The 16,967-nt window shown below is 74.8% G+C and carries 12 protein-coding genes; 5 read left to right on the top strand and 7 right to left on the bottom strand.

Features of this window, described 5'->3' with window-relative positions:
* Positions 1–100: 100 nt before the first annotated feature.
* Positions 101–757, top strand: coding sequence for a hypothetical protein (locus tag DB32_RS38550; protein WP_053237652.1), 657 nt, complete (start codon positions 101–103; stop codon positions 755–757).
* A gap of 47 nt (positions 758–804) precedes the next feature.
* Here the strand turns inward: DB32_RS38550 and bioB are convergent, their stop codons facing one another.
* On the bottom strand, positions 805–1,866 hold the full coding sequence (gene bioB / locus DB32_RS38545; protein WP_075097729.1) for a biotin synthase BioB: 1,062 nt from the start codon (positions 1,864–1,866) through the stop codon (positions 805–807).
* 60 nt (positions 1,867–1,926) lie between these two features.
* On the opposite strand from bioB, the gene DB32_RS38540 reads away from it, so the two are divergent.
* The 4 genes from DB32_RS38540 to DB32_RS38525 are packed head-to-tail and all read left to right on the top strand — an operon-like array spanning position 1,927 to position 5,340.
* Positions 1,927–3,054 (top strand): di-heme oxidoredictase family protein, encoded by a 1,128-nt coding sequence (locus DB32_RS38540; protein WP_075097728.1) that lies wholly within the window; start codon positions 1,927–1,929, stop codon positions 3,052–3,054.
* A gap of 22 nt (positions 3,055–3,076) precedes the next feature.
* Positions 3,077–3,724: a LolA family protein gene (locus DB32_RS38535; protein ID WP_053237650.1), complete on the top strand. Its 648-nt coding sequence runs from the start codon at positions 3,077–3,079 to the stop codon at positions 3,722–3,724.
* On the top strand, positions 3,724–4,728 hold the full coding sequence (locus DB32_RS38530; protein ID WP_075098126.1) for an imelysin family protein: 1,005 nt from the start codon (positions 3,724–3,726) through the stop codon (positions 4,726–4,728). Before DB32_RS38535 ends, DB32_RS38530 begins: the two co-directional genes overlap by 1 nt.
* Before the next feature lie 6 nt (positions 4,729–4,734).
* Positions 4,735–5,340, top strand: a complete 606-nt coding sequence (locus DB32_RS38525; RefSeq protein WP_053237648.1) for a hypothetical protein — start codon at positions 4,735–4,737, stop codon at positions 5,338–5,340.
* Here the strand turns inward: DB32_RS38525 and DB32_RS38520 are convergent, their stop codons facing one another.
* The 6 genes from DB32_RS38520 to DB32_RS38495 form a co-directional block, all read right to left on the bottom strand.
* Positions 5,341–6,258, bottom strand: coding sequence for a hypothetical protein (locus tag DB32_RS38520; RefSeq protein ID WP_053237647.1), 918 nt, complete (start codon positions 6,256–6,258; stop codon positions 5,341–5,343).
* A 96-nt stretch (positions 6,259–6,354) separates the two neighbouring features.
* Positions 6,355–6,603, bottom strand: a complete 249-nt coding sequence (locus tag DB32_RS48815; RefSeq protein WP_053237646.1) for a nickel-binding protein — start codon at positions 6,601–6,603, stop codon at positions 6,355–6,357.
* The gene (locus DB32_RS38510; RefSeq protein WP_157070015.1) at positions 6,591–9,521 is read right to left on the bottom strand and encodes an ATP-binding protein; all 2,931 of its coding nucleotides are present in this window, start codon (positions 9,519–9,521) and stop codon (positions 6,591–6,593) included. The genes DB32_RS48815 and DB32_RS38510 overlap by 13 nt, the downstream gene beginning before the upstream one ends.
* A 72-nt stretch (positions 9,522–9,593) precedes the next feature.
* Positions 9,594–10,172: an OsmC family protein gene (locus tag DB32_RS38505; RefSeq protein WP_053237644.1), complete on the bottom strand. Its 579-nt coding sequence runs from the start codon at positions 10,170–10,172 to the stop codon at positions 9,594–9,596.
* 190 nt (positions 10,173–10,362) lie between these two features.
* Positions 10,363–12,285 (bottom strand): putative metal-binding motif-containing protein, encoded by a 1,923-nt coding sequence (locus tag DB32_RS38500; RefSeq protein ID WP_053237643.1) that lies wholly within the window; start codon positions 12,283–12,285, stop codon positions 10,363–10,365.
* 57 nt (positions 12,286–12,342) lie between these two features.
* The gene (locus DB32_RS38495) at positions 12,343–16,965 is read right to left on the bottom strand and encodes an alpha-2-macroglobulin family protein (protein WP_169791693.1); all 4,623 of its coding nucleotides are present in this window, start codon (positions 16,963–16,965) and stop codon (positions 12,343–12,345) included.
* Positions 16,966–16,967 lie beyond the last annotated feature (2 nt).

Raw genomic sequence — 16,967 nt, 5'->3', positions numbered from 1 at the left:
TCCGTCCGCGAAAGCGGCCTGAACGGACGGCCTCGGTTGCTCCCCGGGCGCGCCCGCGAGCACCTTCGCGACGCCTCACCGGGGCAGAAACGAGGGACCGATGAGCCTTCCGACCGACGATCGCGCGAGCACGATCATCCTGCGCGACGCGCGATATCACCGCGCATCCATCAAGGCCGACCCAACGACCGCGCACCTGGCCGAGCGGGTCGAGACCGGGGAGCGGGTGTTGCGCGACGCCGCCCAGGCCACCGAAGCCGCCGAGGACGCGCGGGTCGAGGCCTACGCGCGGCTGGTGCGCGCCGACTACGCGCTCGATGCGCGCACCCGCCGGGTCGAGCTCGAGGTGCTCACCGCGGTGCTGCGCGACCGGAGCACGCCGGGGTATCGCGCGTGCTTTCCGCAGGGGCTCACCGCGCTGATCGCGCTGCGCGGGGAGGAGCAGGAGCGCGCGACGCGCTCGCTGGTCGCGGCGCTGGGCGTGCACTTCCCCGACGTCGCGGCGGCGCACGGCGCGGCGCTCACCGAGCTCGCGGCGGCGGCGGTCACGGCGGAGCGCGCGTGGCTGGAGACCGAGCGCCTGCTGAGCGCGGCGATGGGCGACGAGCGCCTCGCGCGGGTCGAGCTCATCCGCGCGCTGCAGCGCAACGAGGGCGCGCTGATCGAGCTGTTCCCCGGCGACAAGCGCCAGGCGAAGAGCTACTTCCGCAAGAGCGCGCGGCGCGGCCGCAAGGGCGATCCGTCGGGCGAGGAGTGACGAGGACCGGAGCTGCGCGCGCTGTCGCGCAGCTCCGGTCGCCGTGCTCACTCGGCGTCGGCGGGGATGCGCGCCGAGAGCGCGATCGTGCCCGGCTTGGGCTGCGGGCCGCGCTCGCGCGTGCTCTGGACCGTCGGGTCGGGCGACGCGTAGGGGAGCATCGGCTTCATGCCCGCGTCGTGCAGCAGCGCGCGGTCGGCGGCGACGTCGGGGTTGCCCGTCGTGAGCAGCTTGTCGCCGTAGAAGATCGAGTTCGCGCCCGCCATGAAGCAGAGGATCTGCGCCTCGCGCGAGAGGTCGGCGCGGCCCGCGCTGAGGCGCACCATCGCGCGCGGCATCACGATGCGCGCGGTCGCGATCGCGCGGACCATGTCGATGGGATCGACCTTCGGCTGATCTTCGAGCGGCGTGCCCTCGACCGCGACCAGCGCGTTGATCGGCACGCTGCCCGGCTGGGGATCGAGCGCCGCGAGCGTGCGCAGCATCTCGCAGCGATCGCGCGTGGACTCGCCCATGCCGAGGATGCCGCCGCAGCACAGCGAGATGCCCGCCTTCGCGACGTTCGAGATCGTCTTCAGGCGATCGTCGTAGGTGCGCGTCGAGATGATCTCGCCGTAGTGCTCGCGCGAGGTGTCGAGGTTGTGGTTGTAGGCAGTGAGGCCCGCGGCCGCGAGCTTCTTCGCCTGATCTTCGGTGAGCATGCCGAGCGTCGCGCACGCCTCGAGGCCGAGCTCGCGCACGCCCTTGACCATGTCGACGACGCGATCGAACGCCGGGCCGTCCTTCACCTCGCGCCACGCCGCGCCCATGCAGAAGCGCGTCGAGCCGGACTCGCGCGCGCGGCGCGCCGACGAGAGCACCTCGTCGACGCTGAGCAGGCGCTCGGGCTCGACGCTCGTGTCGTGTTTGCTCGACTGCGGGCAGTAGCCGCAGTCCTCGGGGCAGCCGCCGGTCTTCACGCTGAGCAGCGTGCAGAGCTGGACCGAGTCCGGCGGATGGAAGCGGCGATGCACCATCTGCGCGCGGAGCAGGAGATCGGTGAGCGGGAGCTCGTGGATCGCGAGGACCTCGTCGAGGGTCCAGTCGTGACGGATCTCGGGTGACTGCATGGGTGCGCAGGCGTACCGCGCGCGGTGCACCCCAGGCAAGCACACGGTTATCCTGGCGCCGTGAGGGCGTGGGCGGCGGTGGGGATCGCGCTGGCGGCGGCGTGCGGGGACGAGCCGCCCGCGCTGCCGGAGATCGCGGCCGCGCCGATCGAGCGGGTGGTGGAGGACCCGAGCGACGCGCCGCTCGCGGGGCTGAGCGAGGAGGAGCTGGTGCGCTTCGAGGACGGCGATGCACGCTTCGAGCTGCCGTTCCGCGAGGCCCAGGGGCTCGGGCCGCTCTACATCCATCGCGCGTGCACGAGCTGCCACGAGGACGACGCGCGCGGGCCGGGCGCGGTGCGGCGGATCGTGCGGCGCGGCGCGGACGCGCCGGCGCTGCCGTGGGGCGACGTGGTGCGGCCGCGGATGACGGCGGGCGCTTCGGTGCCGGTGATGGCGCCGGCGCATCCGGCGATCGGCGAGGCGGTGCGGCTGGCGCCGGCGGTGTTCGCGCGCGGGCTGATCGAGGCGATCCCCGACGCGGCGATCGAGGCGAACGCGCGGCGCGGGACGGGCGGGCGGGTGGCGCGGCTGCGCGACGGGCGGATCGGGCGCTTCGGGCACAAGGCGCGGACCGCGACGCTCGACGAGTTCGTCGCGGACGCGCTGCTGGGCGACATGGGGCTGACCTCACCGGTGCGCCCCGAGGAGCTGCCGGGGCCCGAGGGGATTCGCGACGATGCGAAGCCGGGCGTCGACGTGAGCGACGAGGAGATCGCGCTGCTCGCGGACTACGTGCGGCTGCTCGCGATGCCGCGGAGAGAAGCGCGCGACGGGACGGTGTTCGAGGAGATCGGCTGCGCGACGTGCCACCTGCCGAGCATGCGCACCCGGGACGATCATCCGGTGCGCGCGCTCCGTGACGTGGACGCGGCGATCTACAGCGATCTGCTGCTGCACGACATGGGCGACGGGCTCGCGGACGGCATCGAGGAGGGCGCGGCGAGCGGGCGCGAGTGGCGGACGGCGCCGCTCGTCGGGGTGCGTCACCTGCGCGGGCTGATGCACGACGGACGGGCGCGCACGGTGCGCGAGGCGATCGACGCGCACGCGTCGGAGGGCTCGGAGGCGAACGAGGTGGTCGCGAGGTGGCGCGCGCTGGGCGAGGACGAGCAGCGCGCGCTGATCACGTTCGTCGAGGCGCTGTGATGCCGTGATACGGTCGGGCGCGATGAAGCGGCGGGAGCTCGTCGGCGCTCTTCTCCTCCTCGGCGCACCCGGGATCGCGCTCGCGCAGGCACGTCCGACCGCGGCCGAGCTCGTGGCGCGTGTCGATGCGTTCCACGGGCGCACCCGCACGATCCGCGCGCGCTTCAGCCAGTTCTTCTGGTCGCGCGCGTATGGGCGGACGAGCACGTCGCGCGGGCGCATCGCGATCGAGCGCCCCGGTCGCGTGCGCTTCGACTACGACCCGCCGAACGGGAAGATCTTCGTCGCCGAGGGCGCGCGCTGGCTGATGTACGAGCCGTTCGACGGCGGTCCGGGGCAGTTCTCGCGCGGCACGTCGAGCGCGCTGATCGCGGCGCTCGGGATCCTCAGCGGCGCGATCTCGCTCGATGCGTACCGCGCGTCGGTCGCCGATCGATCGGCGGGCGCGCCGGCCGACACCGACGCGCTCGAGCTCGTGCCGGTGCAGCGCGATCCCCACCATCGCTGCGTGCGGCTCCACGTCGACGCGCGCGGCGCGGTGCGGCGCGTCGGGCTGCTCGATCACGAGGGGAACTGGAACACGTTCGCGCTCGACGAGCTCGCGTTCGACGCGCCGATCGATCCGAGCACGTTCAGCTTCACGCCGCCCGCGGGCGCGCGCGAGCTGTGATGCGCGGCGCGTGGCTCGGCCTCGTGCTCGTCGCGTGCGGGGCGCGCGACGAAGCGCCGATCGTCGCGCCCGACGAGCAGGCGACGCGCGCGGTGAAGTCGTACGTCGACGCCGAGGTCGCGGAGCTCGCGCGCGCGTGTGATGCGCTCTGTGCCGCTGCGCCCGCGCCCGATGCCGATGGCTGGTCGATCGCGAGCGATCGCGAGGCGGTCGAGCGCATGCGCGCGGAGTGGCGCCGCGCACGTCGGGCGTACGAGCACGTCGAGGGCGCGATCGCGATCCTCTTCCCCGACACCGACGCGGCGGTCGACGGGCGCTACGAGCACGAGGTCGAGCTGCGGCGTGACGACACGCCCTTCGATGCGAACGGGTTCGTCGGGATGCACGCGATCGAGCGCATCCTCTGGTCCGACGCGATCCCCGCGCCCACCGAGCGCTTCGAGCGCGCGCTGGCGAGCTACACGCCGCCGCGGACGCCGGCGAGCGAGGCCGAGGCGCGCGCGTTCCAGGGCGCGCTCTGCGCGCGGCTGAGCCGCGACGTGCGCGCGATGGAGCGCGCGCTCGGGCCGCTCGCGCTCGATCCCGCCACCGCGTGGCGCGGCATCGTCGGCTCGATCGAGGAGCAGGCCGAGAAGGTGCGGCTCGGCACGACGGGCGAGGACGAGTCGCGCTACGCGCAGCACACGCTCGCGGACATGCGCGCGAACCTCGAGGGCGGGCGCGCGGTGCTCGACGCGTTCGCGGCGATGCCGATCGCAGCGGACGAGCGTGCCGCGATCGACCGCGAGCTCCGCGCGCTCGAGCGCGTGTACGCGGAGAGCGGTGAGGACGCGCTGCCGCCCGTGCCCGACGGATTCGATCCCGACGCGCCGCGCGACGACACGCCCTACGGGCGGCTCTTCGTGATGCTCTCGCGCGCGAGCGATCCGCGCGCCGAGGGCTCGCTCGCCGCGCGGCTGCGACGCGCCGGGGAGGCGATGGGGATCGCGCCGATCGCGCGGTGAACGATCATGCGCTCCGCCTTCGCATCGCTCGTCGTCGTGCTCGTCGCCGCCGCGCTCACCGGCGCGCTGGTGAGCGTCGCGAGCACGGTCGAGATGCCCGCGGTCGCGAGCGCGCCGAGCGACGCCGGGGTCGACGCCGGCTCCGGGCCGTTCGTCGCGTTCGCGCGTGATTTCGCGGGCTTCCGACGCTGGGAGCGGATCGCCGTCGAGGGCGCGATGGTGCCGATCGGCGCGCCCGAGGGCCCGACCTACGTCTACGCGAGCGGGCGCGCGCCCGAGGGCGCGTCGCGCTGGCCGGTGGGGACGATCCTCGTGAAGTCGATCGAGGTCGGCCCGCCGAGCGCGTGGACGATCCACGCGATGGTGAAGCGCGGCGTGCCCTACAACCGCGCGGGCACGATCGGCTGGGAGTTCTTCGAGCTGCGCTTCCCCGAGGGCGAGGAGGACGCGCCGGTGATCGTGTGGCGCGGCCCCGGCCCTCCGAGCGGTCACGGCTACGCGGCGATGCATCGCGACGCGGGCACAGAGCCGGTCGCGCTCGTGTGCAACGACTGCCACGCGGCCGCGTGGCAGAGCGACGGCGCGATCACGCCGGCGCTCTCGCTGCGCTGATCACGAGAGCGCCGGGGCAGCGCGGCGCACGCGCTCCGCGCCCTCGGGGTGCAGACCGCGCAGGATCGACAGGAACACCGGGTGCGACATGCCCGAGCCGAGATAGGTCCAGCGGTTCGCCGCGCGCTGCACGATGCGCACCTCTTCGCGCTGATCGGGGGCGAGCCGCGCGCCGCGCGCGCGCTCGAGCGCGTCGAGATCGAGCTCGACCTGCTTCGCGAGGAGCCCGTCGAGCGCGCCGCCGATCTCGAGGTACTCGTCGATGCTCGCGCCGACGTCGCGCGCGTCGAGCTCCGCGGCGAGCTCGCGCGTGATCAGCGTGTCGAGCTGCGCGTGCTGCGCCTCCTCGATCCAGTGGCACTTGAGCAGGCGCGCGAACTGCGGCTCGAGCGCGTCGTCGCCGTGGATCGACTCGGCGTAGTGGCGCTGGGTCATCCACTCGATGTGCAGGATCGTGATCGCGACCGCGAGCGGGCCGTGCGAGAGCACCTCGCGCGCGACGTCGGCGGGCGGTCCGATCACGTCGCAGTCGAGGCCCGAGCTGCGCGCGAAGTGATCGCGGAAGCGCTTGAACAGGTGGATGTGCTTCGCCTCTTCTTCGACGAAGTGCAGGAGCGCGCGGGTGCGCACGTCGTCGCCCGCGAGCTGCGAGCGCGCGTGGTCGAGCACGAAGGGCAGGATGAACTCCTCCACCAGCCCGAAGATGCACAGGTACGCGTGCCCGCGGATCTGGTTGAGCAGCAGCCGGTCGCGCGGCGCGAGCGATCCGAGGCGCGCGGTGCGCGCGAGGGGCTCGGGCAGGAACGGACGGCGCAGGTCGAAGGGCACGCGCTCGTCGAGGACGTCCTCGAGGGTCCAGCGGGTGCGCTGCGACGCGTCGAGCGCGTCCTGGTAGGTGAAGACGGGACCGGTGCTCATCGGGGCTCCTTCCGCCCGCACGACGTCGGGCTGCTCCGATGTGCCGCGCGGGCGTTGTCGTCCCCGTGGGAGCGCGCGTGGAATCGTCTGCGGCGCTCACTCGATGCGCCGCGCGGTCCACACGCGCACGTACGGCACGCCGGCGAGATCGTTCGCTTCGCGCACCGACTCCGCGTCGGGCGCGTCGTACTCGCAGATCATGCGGCGCCCGTCGTTCGACACGACGGTGCGCACGTGCTTCACGTGGCGCAGCTCGTAACAGAGCGCGTTGCGCTTCGCTCTCTCGACGAGCTCGCCCAGATCGACCGGGACGTCGAATTCACGCTCGACGATCACGCGCTCCACGTGGTGCCTCCCACCTTCGCCGCCGCGCGGCGAGCACGCTCGGAGATGACACGCGACGTCGCGTCGCGCAGCGCCCCGAGCGCGTCGTGATCGCCGATGCGGGCGAGCGCCGCGAGCGCGCCCGCGATGTCGCTCGGCGCGTCGATGCGCCGCGCGAAGTCGAGGGCGTCGAGCGCGTGGCGGCGCGCGGTATCGTGCTCTCCGCGATCGAGCTCGATCTCGGCGGCGCGCACCAGGACGTAGGCGCAGCGCCGCTTCGAGTCGGCGGCGATGAGCGCGGCGATCGCCTCGTCGAGCGCGGCCTCGTGCCCGCGCTCGGTCGCGTGCTCGATCAGCGCGCGCAGCGCGCGTGCATGCGGGCGCTCGCTGCCCTCGCGGGTGCGCTCTCCGAGCGCGATGAGGCGCTCCGCGCGCCCGCGCGCGCGATCGAGCGCGCCGCGCTGGAGGTCGACGTCGATCTGGCGCTCCAGCGCGACGTACTCCTGGAGCCGGTCGCCGGTGCGACGCGCGATCTCGAGCGCGCGCTCGAGGTGCTCCTCGGCGGCGTCGAGGTCGCCCTTGTGCGCGCGCAGCATCGCGCGGGTGAGCGACACCGCGAACGACTCGACGTGCTCGCGCGCCGCGATCGCCTCGGCCTCGAGGATCAGCGCCTCGGCGCGGGGCAGGTCGCGCTCGATCGAGACGAGACAGTGCGCGGCGTCGCCGAAGCCGAGCACGCGCTCGCGCGCGCTGCCGAGGCGCGAGGTGCGCTCGATCGCGTCCGAGAGGCTGCGCACGTCGCCGGCCTCGCCGTCCTCCCACTCGAGGAACGCACGCAGATAGAAGCCGATCCGCGCGTGATCGTGCGCGCCGAGGTCGAGCGCGCGCTCGGTGAGCTCGGCGAGCTTCGCGATCGCCTCGCCACGATCGTCGGGACGGCGCGCGCGCAGCGCGAGGTAGAGCAGATCGATCGCGCGCGTGGTGCGCTCGGGATCGGCGAGCTTGTCGACGTACGAGAGGCCTCGCCGCGCGAGCGCGAACGCGTCGGCGGCGGCGTGGAGGCGCATCGAGCGCTCGCCGGCGTCGCGACACGCGCGCGCCGCGAGCGCGAAGTCGCCCGCGAGCGCGGCGTGGTGCGCGATCGTCGACACCGCCGAGCCATCGACGTCGGGGCGCGCCGCGACGAGGCGCGCGACCTTGCCGTGCATGAGGCGGCGGCGCGGCTCGGAGAGCGCGTCGTACACCGCGCGCCGGACGATCTCGTGCGCGAAGCGGTACACCGGCGCGCGCTCGACGTCCGAGGTGACCGCGAGCACCCAGCCGTGGCGCTCGAGCTCCTCGATGGTGCCGACGAGCGCGTCCTCCGACACTGCGAGCGCGCCTTCGAGCATCACGAGGTCGAAGCTCGCGCCCAGCACCGCGGCCCAGCGCAGCGCGTCTCCGGTCTCGGCGGACAGCGCGTCGAGCCGATCGCGCACCACGCGCGTGATCGAGCGCGGCACGGTGCCCGACGTGCGCGGCGCGCGCGCGAGCTCGAGCGCGAAGAGCGGGTTGCCGCCGCTCTGCTCGTAGAGATCGTCGGCATCGGAGCCCACGAGCTGCGCGGTCTCGTCGCGTCCCAGCGGCGCGAGCTGGATCTCGTGGACGAGGTCCGCCTTGCGCAGCGCGCGCAGCACGCGCGACACGAACGGGTTGTCGGCGAGCTCTCCTTCGCGCGCGGTGAGCAGCAGCCGGACGCCGCGCTGGGCGCACGCGTGCACGACGTGGTGCGCGAGCGCGATCGACGACTCGTCGAGCCAGTGCGCGTCCTCGAGGACGACCCAGACGCCGCGCGAGGCGAGCGCTTCCGATGCTGCGTGGAAGAGGCGCTCGCGCCCTTGCGCCGGGGCTTCGTCGGGCGCGACCGCGGGCGTGAGCAGCGGCGCGAGCGTGGTCGCGAGCACGGGGTCGAGGCCGCTCGTGTCGAGCGCGCGGAACGCGTCGATCCACGCGCCGAACGGCCAGCCCGGGTGCACCTCGAGCGCGCGCCCCTCGAGCACCGGCGCGCCGCGGTCGCGCAGCTCGCGCACGATCTCCGCGCAGAGCCGCGACTTGCCGATCCCGGGCTCGCCGAGGAGCACGAGCACGGGCGGCGCGCCCGCCTCGATCGCGGCGCGCACCGACGCGAGCTCGGCGCGCCGGCCGACCAGCGGCGCGAGCGAGCCGGGCGCACGCGGCGACGACGAGATGCGTGCGTCACCGAGCGCCTCGAGCGCGGGCGCGCCGAGGAGGCGCCGGTCGGTGCGCGACTGCGCCTCGGCCTCGCGATAGCGGCCGCTCGCGTGAAGCAGCTCCTGGAGCCGGGCGCGCGCCGCGGCGTCGCTCGGATCGAGCTGCACGAGATCGCGCGCGTAGGGCAGGGCGCGCTGCGGGTTCCCGCGCGCGCGCTCGAGCAGCGTCGTCAGGATGCGCGCGCGGAGCTGCCGCACGTCGCTGCGCTCGGCGACGCACCACGCGTGGAACACCGGGAAATCATCGAGATCGAGCCCCTCGAGCAGCTCGCCCCCGAAGCGCTCGAGCGCGCGCTCGAGCACCGGCGTCGGCGCGGACTCGACGTCGCTGCCGACCATCTCGCGCACCTCGAGCACGTCGACGTGCACGTCGGAGAGGTCGAGGGAGACGTGCTCGCGATCCGCGCGCAGCCGCTCGCGCCCCTCCACGTCGACGACGTCGCGCAGCTTGGTGAGGCTCCACCGCAGCGCGGCGCGACGATCGTCGGTCACGTCCCAGAGCAGATCGCTCAGCCGCTCGCGTCGATGCGCGCGCCCGGTGAGCGCGAGGTACGCGAGCAGCGCGCGAGTCTTCTTCGACGGCGGGAGCGCGAGTCGCGCTCCCGAGGCGCTCGCCTCGAGCTCACCGAGCAGTCGCAGGTGCAGGCCGGGACGCGATCCGGGATCCACGCGCACCTCCGAGGGAGCGTGTGCAAGCACGCAGCCCGGCGCGCAACGAGGCGCGCCGGGCTGCGTCACGGATCACTCCACGACGAGCGACGACTCCATGCGGATGGGCGTCGTGAGGTGGAAGCGGTTCGGCGAGCGCGCCTTCACCTCGTCGTGGATCTCGCGCAGCGCGTCGGCGCTCGCGCCGGGCGCGCTCACGCGGATCGTGTAGTGGAACACCGTCGCGCCCGGCGGGAGCGAGGGATCGAGCCCGAACGCGCCGCGCAGATCGAACGAGCACGCGGTGTCGATCCGGAGCGACTCGATGCGGATGCCGCGCTGGGTCGCGCCCGCGACGAAGCCGACCATCATGCACGAGCCGAGCGCCGCGAGGATGAGGTCCTGCGGGTTCGGCGCGCTGTCGCCGCCGAGGATCTCGAGCGGCTCGTCGGTCACGATGCGATGGCGGCGCGACACGGTGTTGCCGCCGATGTCGTAGTCGGCGATCTCGGTGACGGTGCGGAACGCGCCGCGCCACGAGGTCGAGGCGCGGAACGTCACGGGCGCGAGCGTCGGGTCGCTCGCGAGCGCCGCGCCCGCGGTGGCGAGGGCGGTGAGGTCGATGCCGTTGAGGGTCGTGGGCTGCGCGGGAACCTGCTGAGCGTGATCCATGTCGTCGGTCTCCTCGTGTCGCCCGACTCGGGCGGGACGAGACCGGTGTGCGGGGCCCGCGTTGGAGCGGGCGTGGAAGCCCGCGTGGAATCGACGACGGTCGAAGATCGGCTCGCCCGCCGGTCCCTCCCGTGCGCGCGGTTCGCGCGCTCCCGTCCGGGCCCGGCGGGACGAGCACTCCCGCGATCACTCAGCCACGACGGCGCGCCGCGATCACGATCGCGAGCGCGATCACCAGCAGCACCACGCCGCTCGTGCCGCGATCGCCGCCGCCCGCGACGCGACAGCATCCGCCGTCGGTCGTCCCGCGCGGCCCGCGCCCGCCGCCGTCCATGCCGTTGCCGCCCGCGTCCTGCGGGCCCGACACCACGCACGTGCCCTCGTTGCACACGAAGCCCGGCGCGCAGGTGATCCCGGCGCACGGGTCGGGCATGCACGCGCCGTTGCGGCAGCGCTCGCCCTCGCCGCACGTCACGCCCTCGCACGCGTCGACGCACTCGCCCGCGCGGCACACGCGACCGCCGGGGCACGTCACCGACGCGCAGCGATCGACGACGCACGCGCCCGCGTCGCAGCGCTGTCCGATCGGGCACGTCACGCCGGCGCACGCATCGACGCACGAACCGCCGACGCACACCTCGCTCGCGGCGCAGGTCGCGGTCTCGCACCCGGGATCGACACACTCGCCGCGCGTCGGGGAGTCGGCGCGCGCGTCGCACGCGCGGCCCTCGCCGCAGAGCGGCGTCGAGATCTCGTCGCAGGTGCACGCGGGCCCGCAGAGCGTCACCGCGCCCGGCGTGCCCGCGATGCACGTCTGGTTCACCGGGCAGACCACGCCGGCGCAGGGATCGATGCACGCGCCGCCGGTGCACACCTGGCCGCGCGGGCACACGACTCCGTCGCACGGCGCGCGGCACTCGCCCGCGCGGCAGATCGTGCCGGCAGGGCAGGGCTCGGTGCGCGCCGCGCACGCGCTCTCGACGCAGAGCCCGCTCCCGGTGCACGTGAAGCCCGCGCCGCAGCCACCCTCGAAGCACGTGGTCACGCAGAGCCCGCTCGCGCTCTCGCAGCGCGTGCCCGAGGGACACTCCGCCATCGGCATGCAGTCGAGATCGCGCGTCGCGTCGCAGGGCTCGAACGCGCCGGGGTGCACGGCGGGATCGCTATCGTCGCAGTCACTTCCGCCACAGCTCGCGGCGCGGTGCCCGTCGCCGTCGGCGTCGATGCAGATCGCGGTGTCGTCCTCGTTGAGGCCCGCGACCGCGTCGAGCTCGTCCTCGTTGCTGTGGTAGACGCACTCGGGGCCGGGGTTGCCGTAGTTGCCCGCGACAATCGACGCGTAGCGGAACGAGAGGCCGCACGGGAGCGCCCACACCGTCACGAGCGCGTCCGAGACCGCCTCGCCCGCGCTGTTGTCGCGCAGCCACGTGCCGAGGTCGGGGCGCGCGGCCTCCGACGCGCCGCGCGCGGTCGGGTTGCGGGTCCAGCCCTGCTCGTACGCGCGGATGAGCCGCGCCGGGTTCCAGTGCAGCGGGTTCGGCGCGTCGGGCGACGCGGTGACCGTCGCGTTGGGATCGTTCGAGAGATAGACGCTGTACTCGAACGCTTCGCAGGGCAGCGGCGGGTGATCGGTGATCGGGAAGAGCACCACGCGGTTCGCCTCGCCGCCGAGGTCGTAGATGCGCCCGCGCGAGGGCTCGTAGAAGCCGGGCTCGCCGTCGCCGACGAACGTCACGCCGTCGTCGCGCGTGCGGTAGACCTGCGTCCAGTACCAGTCGAGCGAGTTCGCGTAGGGCGCGCGATCGGCGCCGAGCGCGGGCACGCCGGTGTCGGTGCAGGTGTAGCCCTCGAGGATCGTCGGGCGATCGCTCACGCCGTAGCAGCCGTTCGCGCCGCGCACGTAGCTCGCGAAGCTGAGCTGCGGGCCGTAGAGCCCGTCGCGCGTGGTGAAGACGTCGTTGACGACGCCGTCGGGGCGCGCGGTGCGCAGCACGTTGCGGCACGCATCGCCGGTCGCGTCGACGCACGTCGCCTGCGCGTGCACGCGAGCGGGTGGAGCGAGCAGCGAGATCAGACAGACGAAGACCGCGTAGGCGAAGCTCGTGGTGCGCACGCGACGAGTCTATCGGTGAGCGTCCTGCGCTTGGAAGGACGCCCCCGATGGATTTCCTCACTCCAGCACGAGCGGCGGGGCGAGGCCCCACGTCGTGTCGTCGGCGGTGCGCAGCAGCACCGCGCCCGCGGTGAAGCGACCGCGCGCGCTCTGGACGAGCGGCACGCGCACTACGTAGCGCCCGGCGCGCAAGCGCTCCCAGCGCAGCGCGAGCCCCGACGCATCGCGCGCCAGACGCGGCACCTCGGGCCCGGCGTCGACCTCGGCGCCCCACCACGTGAAGCGGCGCCCGGTCGCGCTCACGCCGACGGTCGCGCGCCCGAGCTCGAGCCCGGCGGGCAGCGGGACCGACAGCGCGACGTCCCGCGCATCGCGGCGCAGCGTCAGCTCGATCTCCACGAACTGCCCGCCGCGCTCGCTCACGAATCGCCGCTCGACGGGCACGTTCCCGCGCCCGGCGCGCGTCGCGTCGACGTCGACCACGCCGTCGATCGACGCGAGCACGAAGCGCCCGCGCCCGCCTTCGAAGCGCAGCGCGATCGGCTCGTCTCCCGCGGGCACCACGACGCTCGCGTCGCCGCGCACCCGCGCGAGGCGTCGCTCGCCCTGCACCACCGTCGCGACGACGTCGTCGGCGTGCCCGTCCTCGAGCCGCGCGATGAGCGCGAGCACGTCCGCGTCGGCGTCGCCCCACGTCCACGCGCCGACGTCGGCGGGGCGCTCCGCGATCCGCATCGCGATGCGCGCCGCACGCTCGCGCGCGCCAGGACGCCCGCTCTCGATCAGCGCCTCGGCGGCGCGCGCCATCGTCGCGCGCTCGCTCTGACGGGCCGTGCAGAGGAACCCGGTGAAGCAGGTGCCGCCGGTCGCGCGCGAGGTGAGCATCGCGTCGACGATCGGCTCGAGCCGCGCGCCGTAGGGCGACGCCGAGTCTCCCGCCGCGCGCGCCGCGCGCACGGCCCACACCAGCGCGTCCGGATGATCGAGCGCGGCGTCGCTCAGCAAGCGCCGCGCACGATCGCGATCACCTGCGCGCGCCAGCGCCGCCGCGACCGCGGCGGCTTCGCGAGCGTCGATCTCTCCCGCGTCCATCCGCGTGCGAAGCGCCTCCGCGGCGCGCACCCACCCCGCGCGAAGCGCGGCGTCGTCGCGCCACGGCGCGAGCCCCCAGACGAGCTCGGCGGTCATCACGTCGTCGCGCGCGATGCCGGCCCACCACGAGAGCGATCCGTCTCCGCCGGCGTCCGCCTCCGCGCTCGCGATCAGCGCTGCTGCTTCCCCGCGCACCGCGCGCACGACCGCGTCGTCATCGCTCGCGCGCGCCAGCGCGAGGAGCGCGCCGAGGCGATCCGCGCGCAGCACCGGGACCTGCCACTGCGGCGCGTGGAGCACCTCGAGCCGCTCGCGCACCATCGCCGCGACGTCGCTGCCCACACGGACGCGCAGCACGGCGTCGCGCACTCGAGGCGGGACCGGGATCATCACGTCGGTCGCGTCGGGCCCGATGACCGCGCGCATCGCGACCGGCTGCGACGTCGCGCTCGGTGCGACCTCGACGTCGGTGCGCACCTCGTCGTCGGCGCCGCTCGCGACCGCAGCGCGAACCGTCACCGATGATCGCCCTTCCCGCACCGCGCGCACCCGCAGCGGCAGCGAGCCGTGCCCGCGGGCGTCGATCGCGACCGAGCGCGCTTCGCCTTCGATCACGAGCTCCCCGCCGCTCGCGATCGCGATCTCCACGGTGGCGCCCGCCGCGCTCGGCGCGAGCACGTCGATGCGCAGCTCGCTCTCGTCGCCCACCGCGAGCCGCCGCGGCGCCTGGATCGTCGCGACGACCGGACGCGTGGTGTGCACGACCGCGCTCGCCGAGGCGCCCCCTCCATCGTCCGCGATCGCCAGCGCCTCGATGCGCCAGCGCCCCGGGTGCGCCGGGAGCGGGATCTCGATCACCTCGCGACCGTCGGCGCCGAGCGCGAGGCGCCCGAGGAAGAACAGCGTGCCCTCGAGCCGCTCCTCGCGCGCCCCGCCGCGCATGCCCATCCCGCCGGTGCCCGAGCCGTACCCGCTCCCGCTTCCGCTCGCGCCGGCGCCCGACACGCCGGTGCCCCCGCCGCACTCGAAGTGCAGCACGCCGCCCTGCACGTACGGCTCACCGAGCGCTTCCTCGCCGTCGAGCTGCACGCTCGCGAGCTCGTGGGTGCGCATCGCGATCAGATCCCACGGCAGCTGCTGCGCGCGCACGCTCACCGGCTCGTGGCGCGCGTTCGCGCGCTCGCACACCTCGGCACCGCGCAGCCCGGCCGCCTGCGCGAGCGCCTGCACCACGTCGCGCAGCGAGCCCGAGCGCTCCATCGCGACCAGCGCGCCGCCGAAGCCCCAGCCGTGACGGAAGCTCGCGCGCTCGACGCGCGTGCCGTTCCACTCCATCCACGCGTCGACGTGCCGCCCTTCCTCGGCGCCGTACACCACCGGCGCGCTGCCGTCGCCGGCGCTCGCCGGGCGCCCCGCGATCCGGAAGTAGTCGTCGGGCGCGGGGTGCCGCTCGTCGCCGAGCTCCCACCACCCCGCGTCGGCCATCCACACCGACACCACCGCGTCGCGCGGCGCGCCCGCGTGATCGCGCGCCTCGATCGTCACCTGCGCGCGCTCGCCCTCGGCGTAGCTGCGCCGCTCGGTGGCCGTGCTCATCGCGAAGCGACGGCTGGTGCGCACCTCGACGGTCGCGCTCGCGCTCTTCACCTCGGCGCCGCGCACCTCGGTCGCGACGACGGTCGCCATTCCGCGCGCCTCGCGCGGCACGTCGAGCGTCACGCGCTGCGAGCCGCGCACCAGCCGGCTCGCGTGCACGCTGCCCTGCTCGAGCGTCACCCACGCGCTCGCGCCGGCGCGCATCCGCACGTCGACCTCGAGCGTCCCGCCCGGCTCCACGATCTCGGCGCGCGGCTGCACCGCGAGCTCTCCGCGCGTGCCGAGCTGCGGCGGGCCCGGGCGATTGCGCACCACCAGCGACGCCACGCTCTCCCCGCGGCGCGCCTCGATCCACCACGGTCCGCCGCCGCGCAGCTCGACGTCGAGCGTCGCCCATCCGTCCTCGCCGGCCTGCACGTCCCAGCGCGCACGCTCGGGGCCGCGCGCGTTCCCGTCACTGCCGTGCAGGCTCACCACGATCGCGCCCGGACGCGCGTTCCCCGCGAGATCGCTCGCGCGCACCCGGACCGGCATGCGCGCGTTCTCCTGTCCGTGCGAGCGATCGCTCGACAGCTCCACGATCTCCGCGCGACGGCCGGTCCACAGCTCGGCGTGCGCGGTCTGCACGCGCCCCGGCTGCGCGAGGGTCGCCTCGAGCGACACGCGCGCGAGCACCTCGTCGCGACGCGGCATGACGAACGAGAAGCGCGCCGGCCGCGAGGGGCCGATCTCGCTCGACATCGTGCCCACCGGGGTGCGCAGCGAGACCTGCGCGACGCGCGGCCATCCACCGTCGGCGTCGGCGACCTCGACCGCGACGCGCTCACCCGACGCGGCGTACGCACGATCGACGCGCACCGTCAGCGCGCGGTCCGGCAGACGACGCGGATCGATCGTCACGTCGCGCACCGACTCGTGCCCGCGCACCCGTGCTCGCAGGATGCCGTCGGCCGGCGCGATCAGCTCCGCGACGAAGTCGCCGTTCGCATCGCTGCGCACCGTGACGTCGCCGGGCGCGAGCACGAGCGGCTCGTCGGCGAGCGGGCGCTCCTCGCCGCGCGTGTCGCAGCCGCGCACCTGACCGCGCACGTGGATCACGTCGCCCGCGCGGAACACCGGACGCCCGGTGCCGAGGAACACCCGCGGATCACACGCCGCCATCCGGGCGTGCGCGACGTCGGCCCACGTCACGTCCTCGCCCTCGCGCGCGACGAACCGCAGCCGCTCGCGATCCGACGCAGGCACCCGCAGCGCGCCCTGCGCGTTGGTCACGCCCGCGGCGATCACGCTCGCGCCCACGCGCGCTTCCACGCGCACGTTCGCGCGCGGCGCGCCGTCGGCTCCGATCACGCGCACCTCGTCGTGGAGATCGCCGCGCCGCACCAGCAGCACGTCGCGTCCCACCGAGACCAGCGTCGAGCCCGCCCACGCGCCGCGGGTGACGCGCACGAGATAGAGGCCCTCGGGCAAGCGCCCGAGCGCGATGCTCCCGGTCGCCCACGCACCTGCGTGCACGCCGTAGGTCTCGACGTCGCTCTCCTCGCCCTCGTAGCTGTCGTAGACCGCGCTCTCCCCCGCGGACGCGACGCGCCCGCGTCCGCGCCGAATCCGCAGCGGCTCGTCGCGCGTCGCGATCAGCGTCAGCGCGGTCCCTCGGCGCGGCAGCGGGCCCGACTGCGCCATCAGCGCCTCGGACTCGCGCCCGAGCGCGGTCGGCGCCACCGAGATCCCCTGGCGCGAGGGCGACATCGCGAGCAGCGCGACCGGATCGTGCACCCGCAGCACCGCGACCCCGACCGTGCCCTCCTCGGCGAGATCGACGTTCACCTCCGCGCTCTCGCTCGGCAGGAACCGCCGCGGCGCGTCGACCAACAAGAAGGGCCGATTCGGCAACGGGATCGGCAGCGACGTGGTCAGGTCCACGCCACGCGCGGGGGCACCGGTGCCCAGCGCGATCACGAGCACCACTCCGAGCGCGCTCCACCGCCTCATCG

Origin of the sequence: Sandaracinus amylolyticus, from assembly GCF_000737325.1 — a bacterium.
Classification (GTDB): Bacteria; Myxococcota_A; Polyangia; order Polyangiales; family Sandaracinaceae; genus Sandaracinus; species Sandaracinus amylolyticus.
This window is presented reverse-complemented; position numbering and strand designations above follow the sequence as displayed.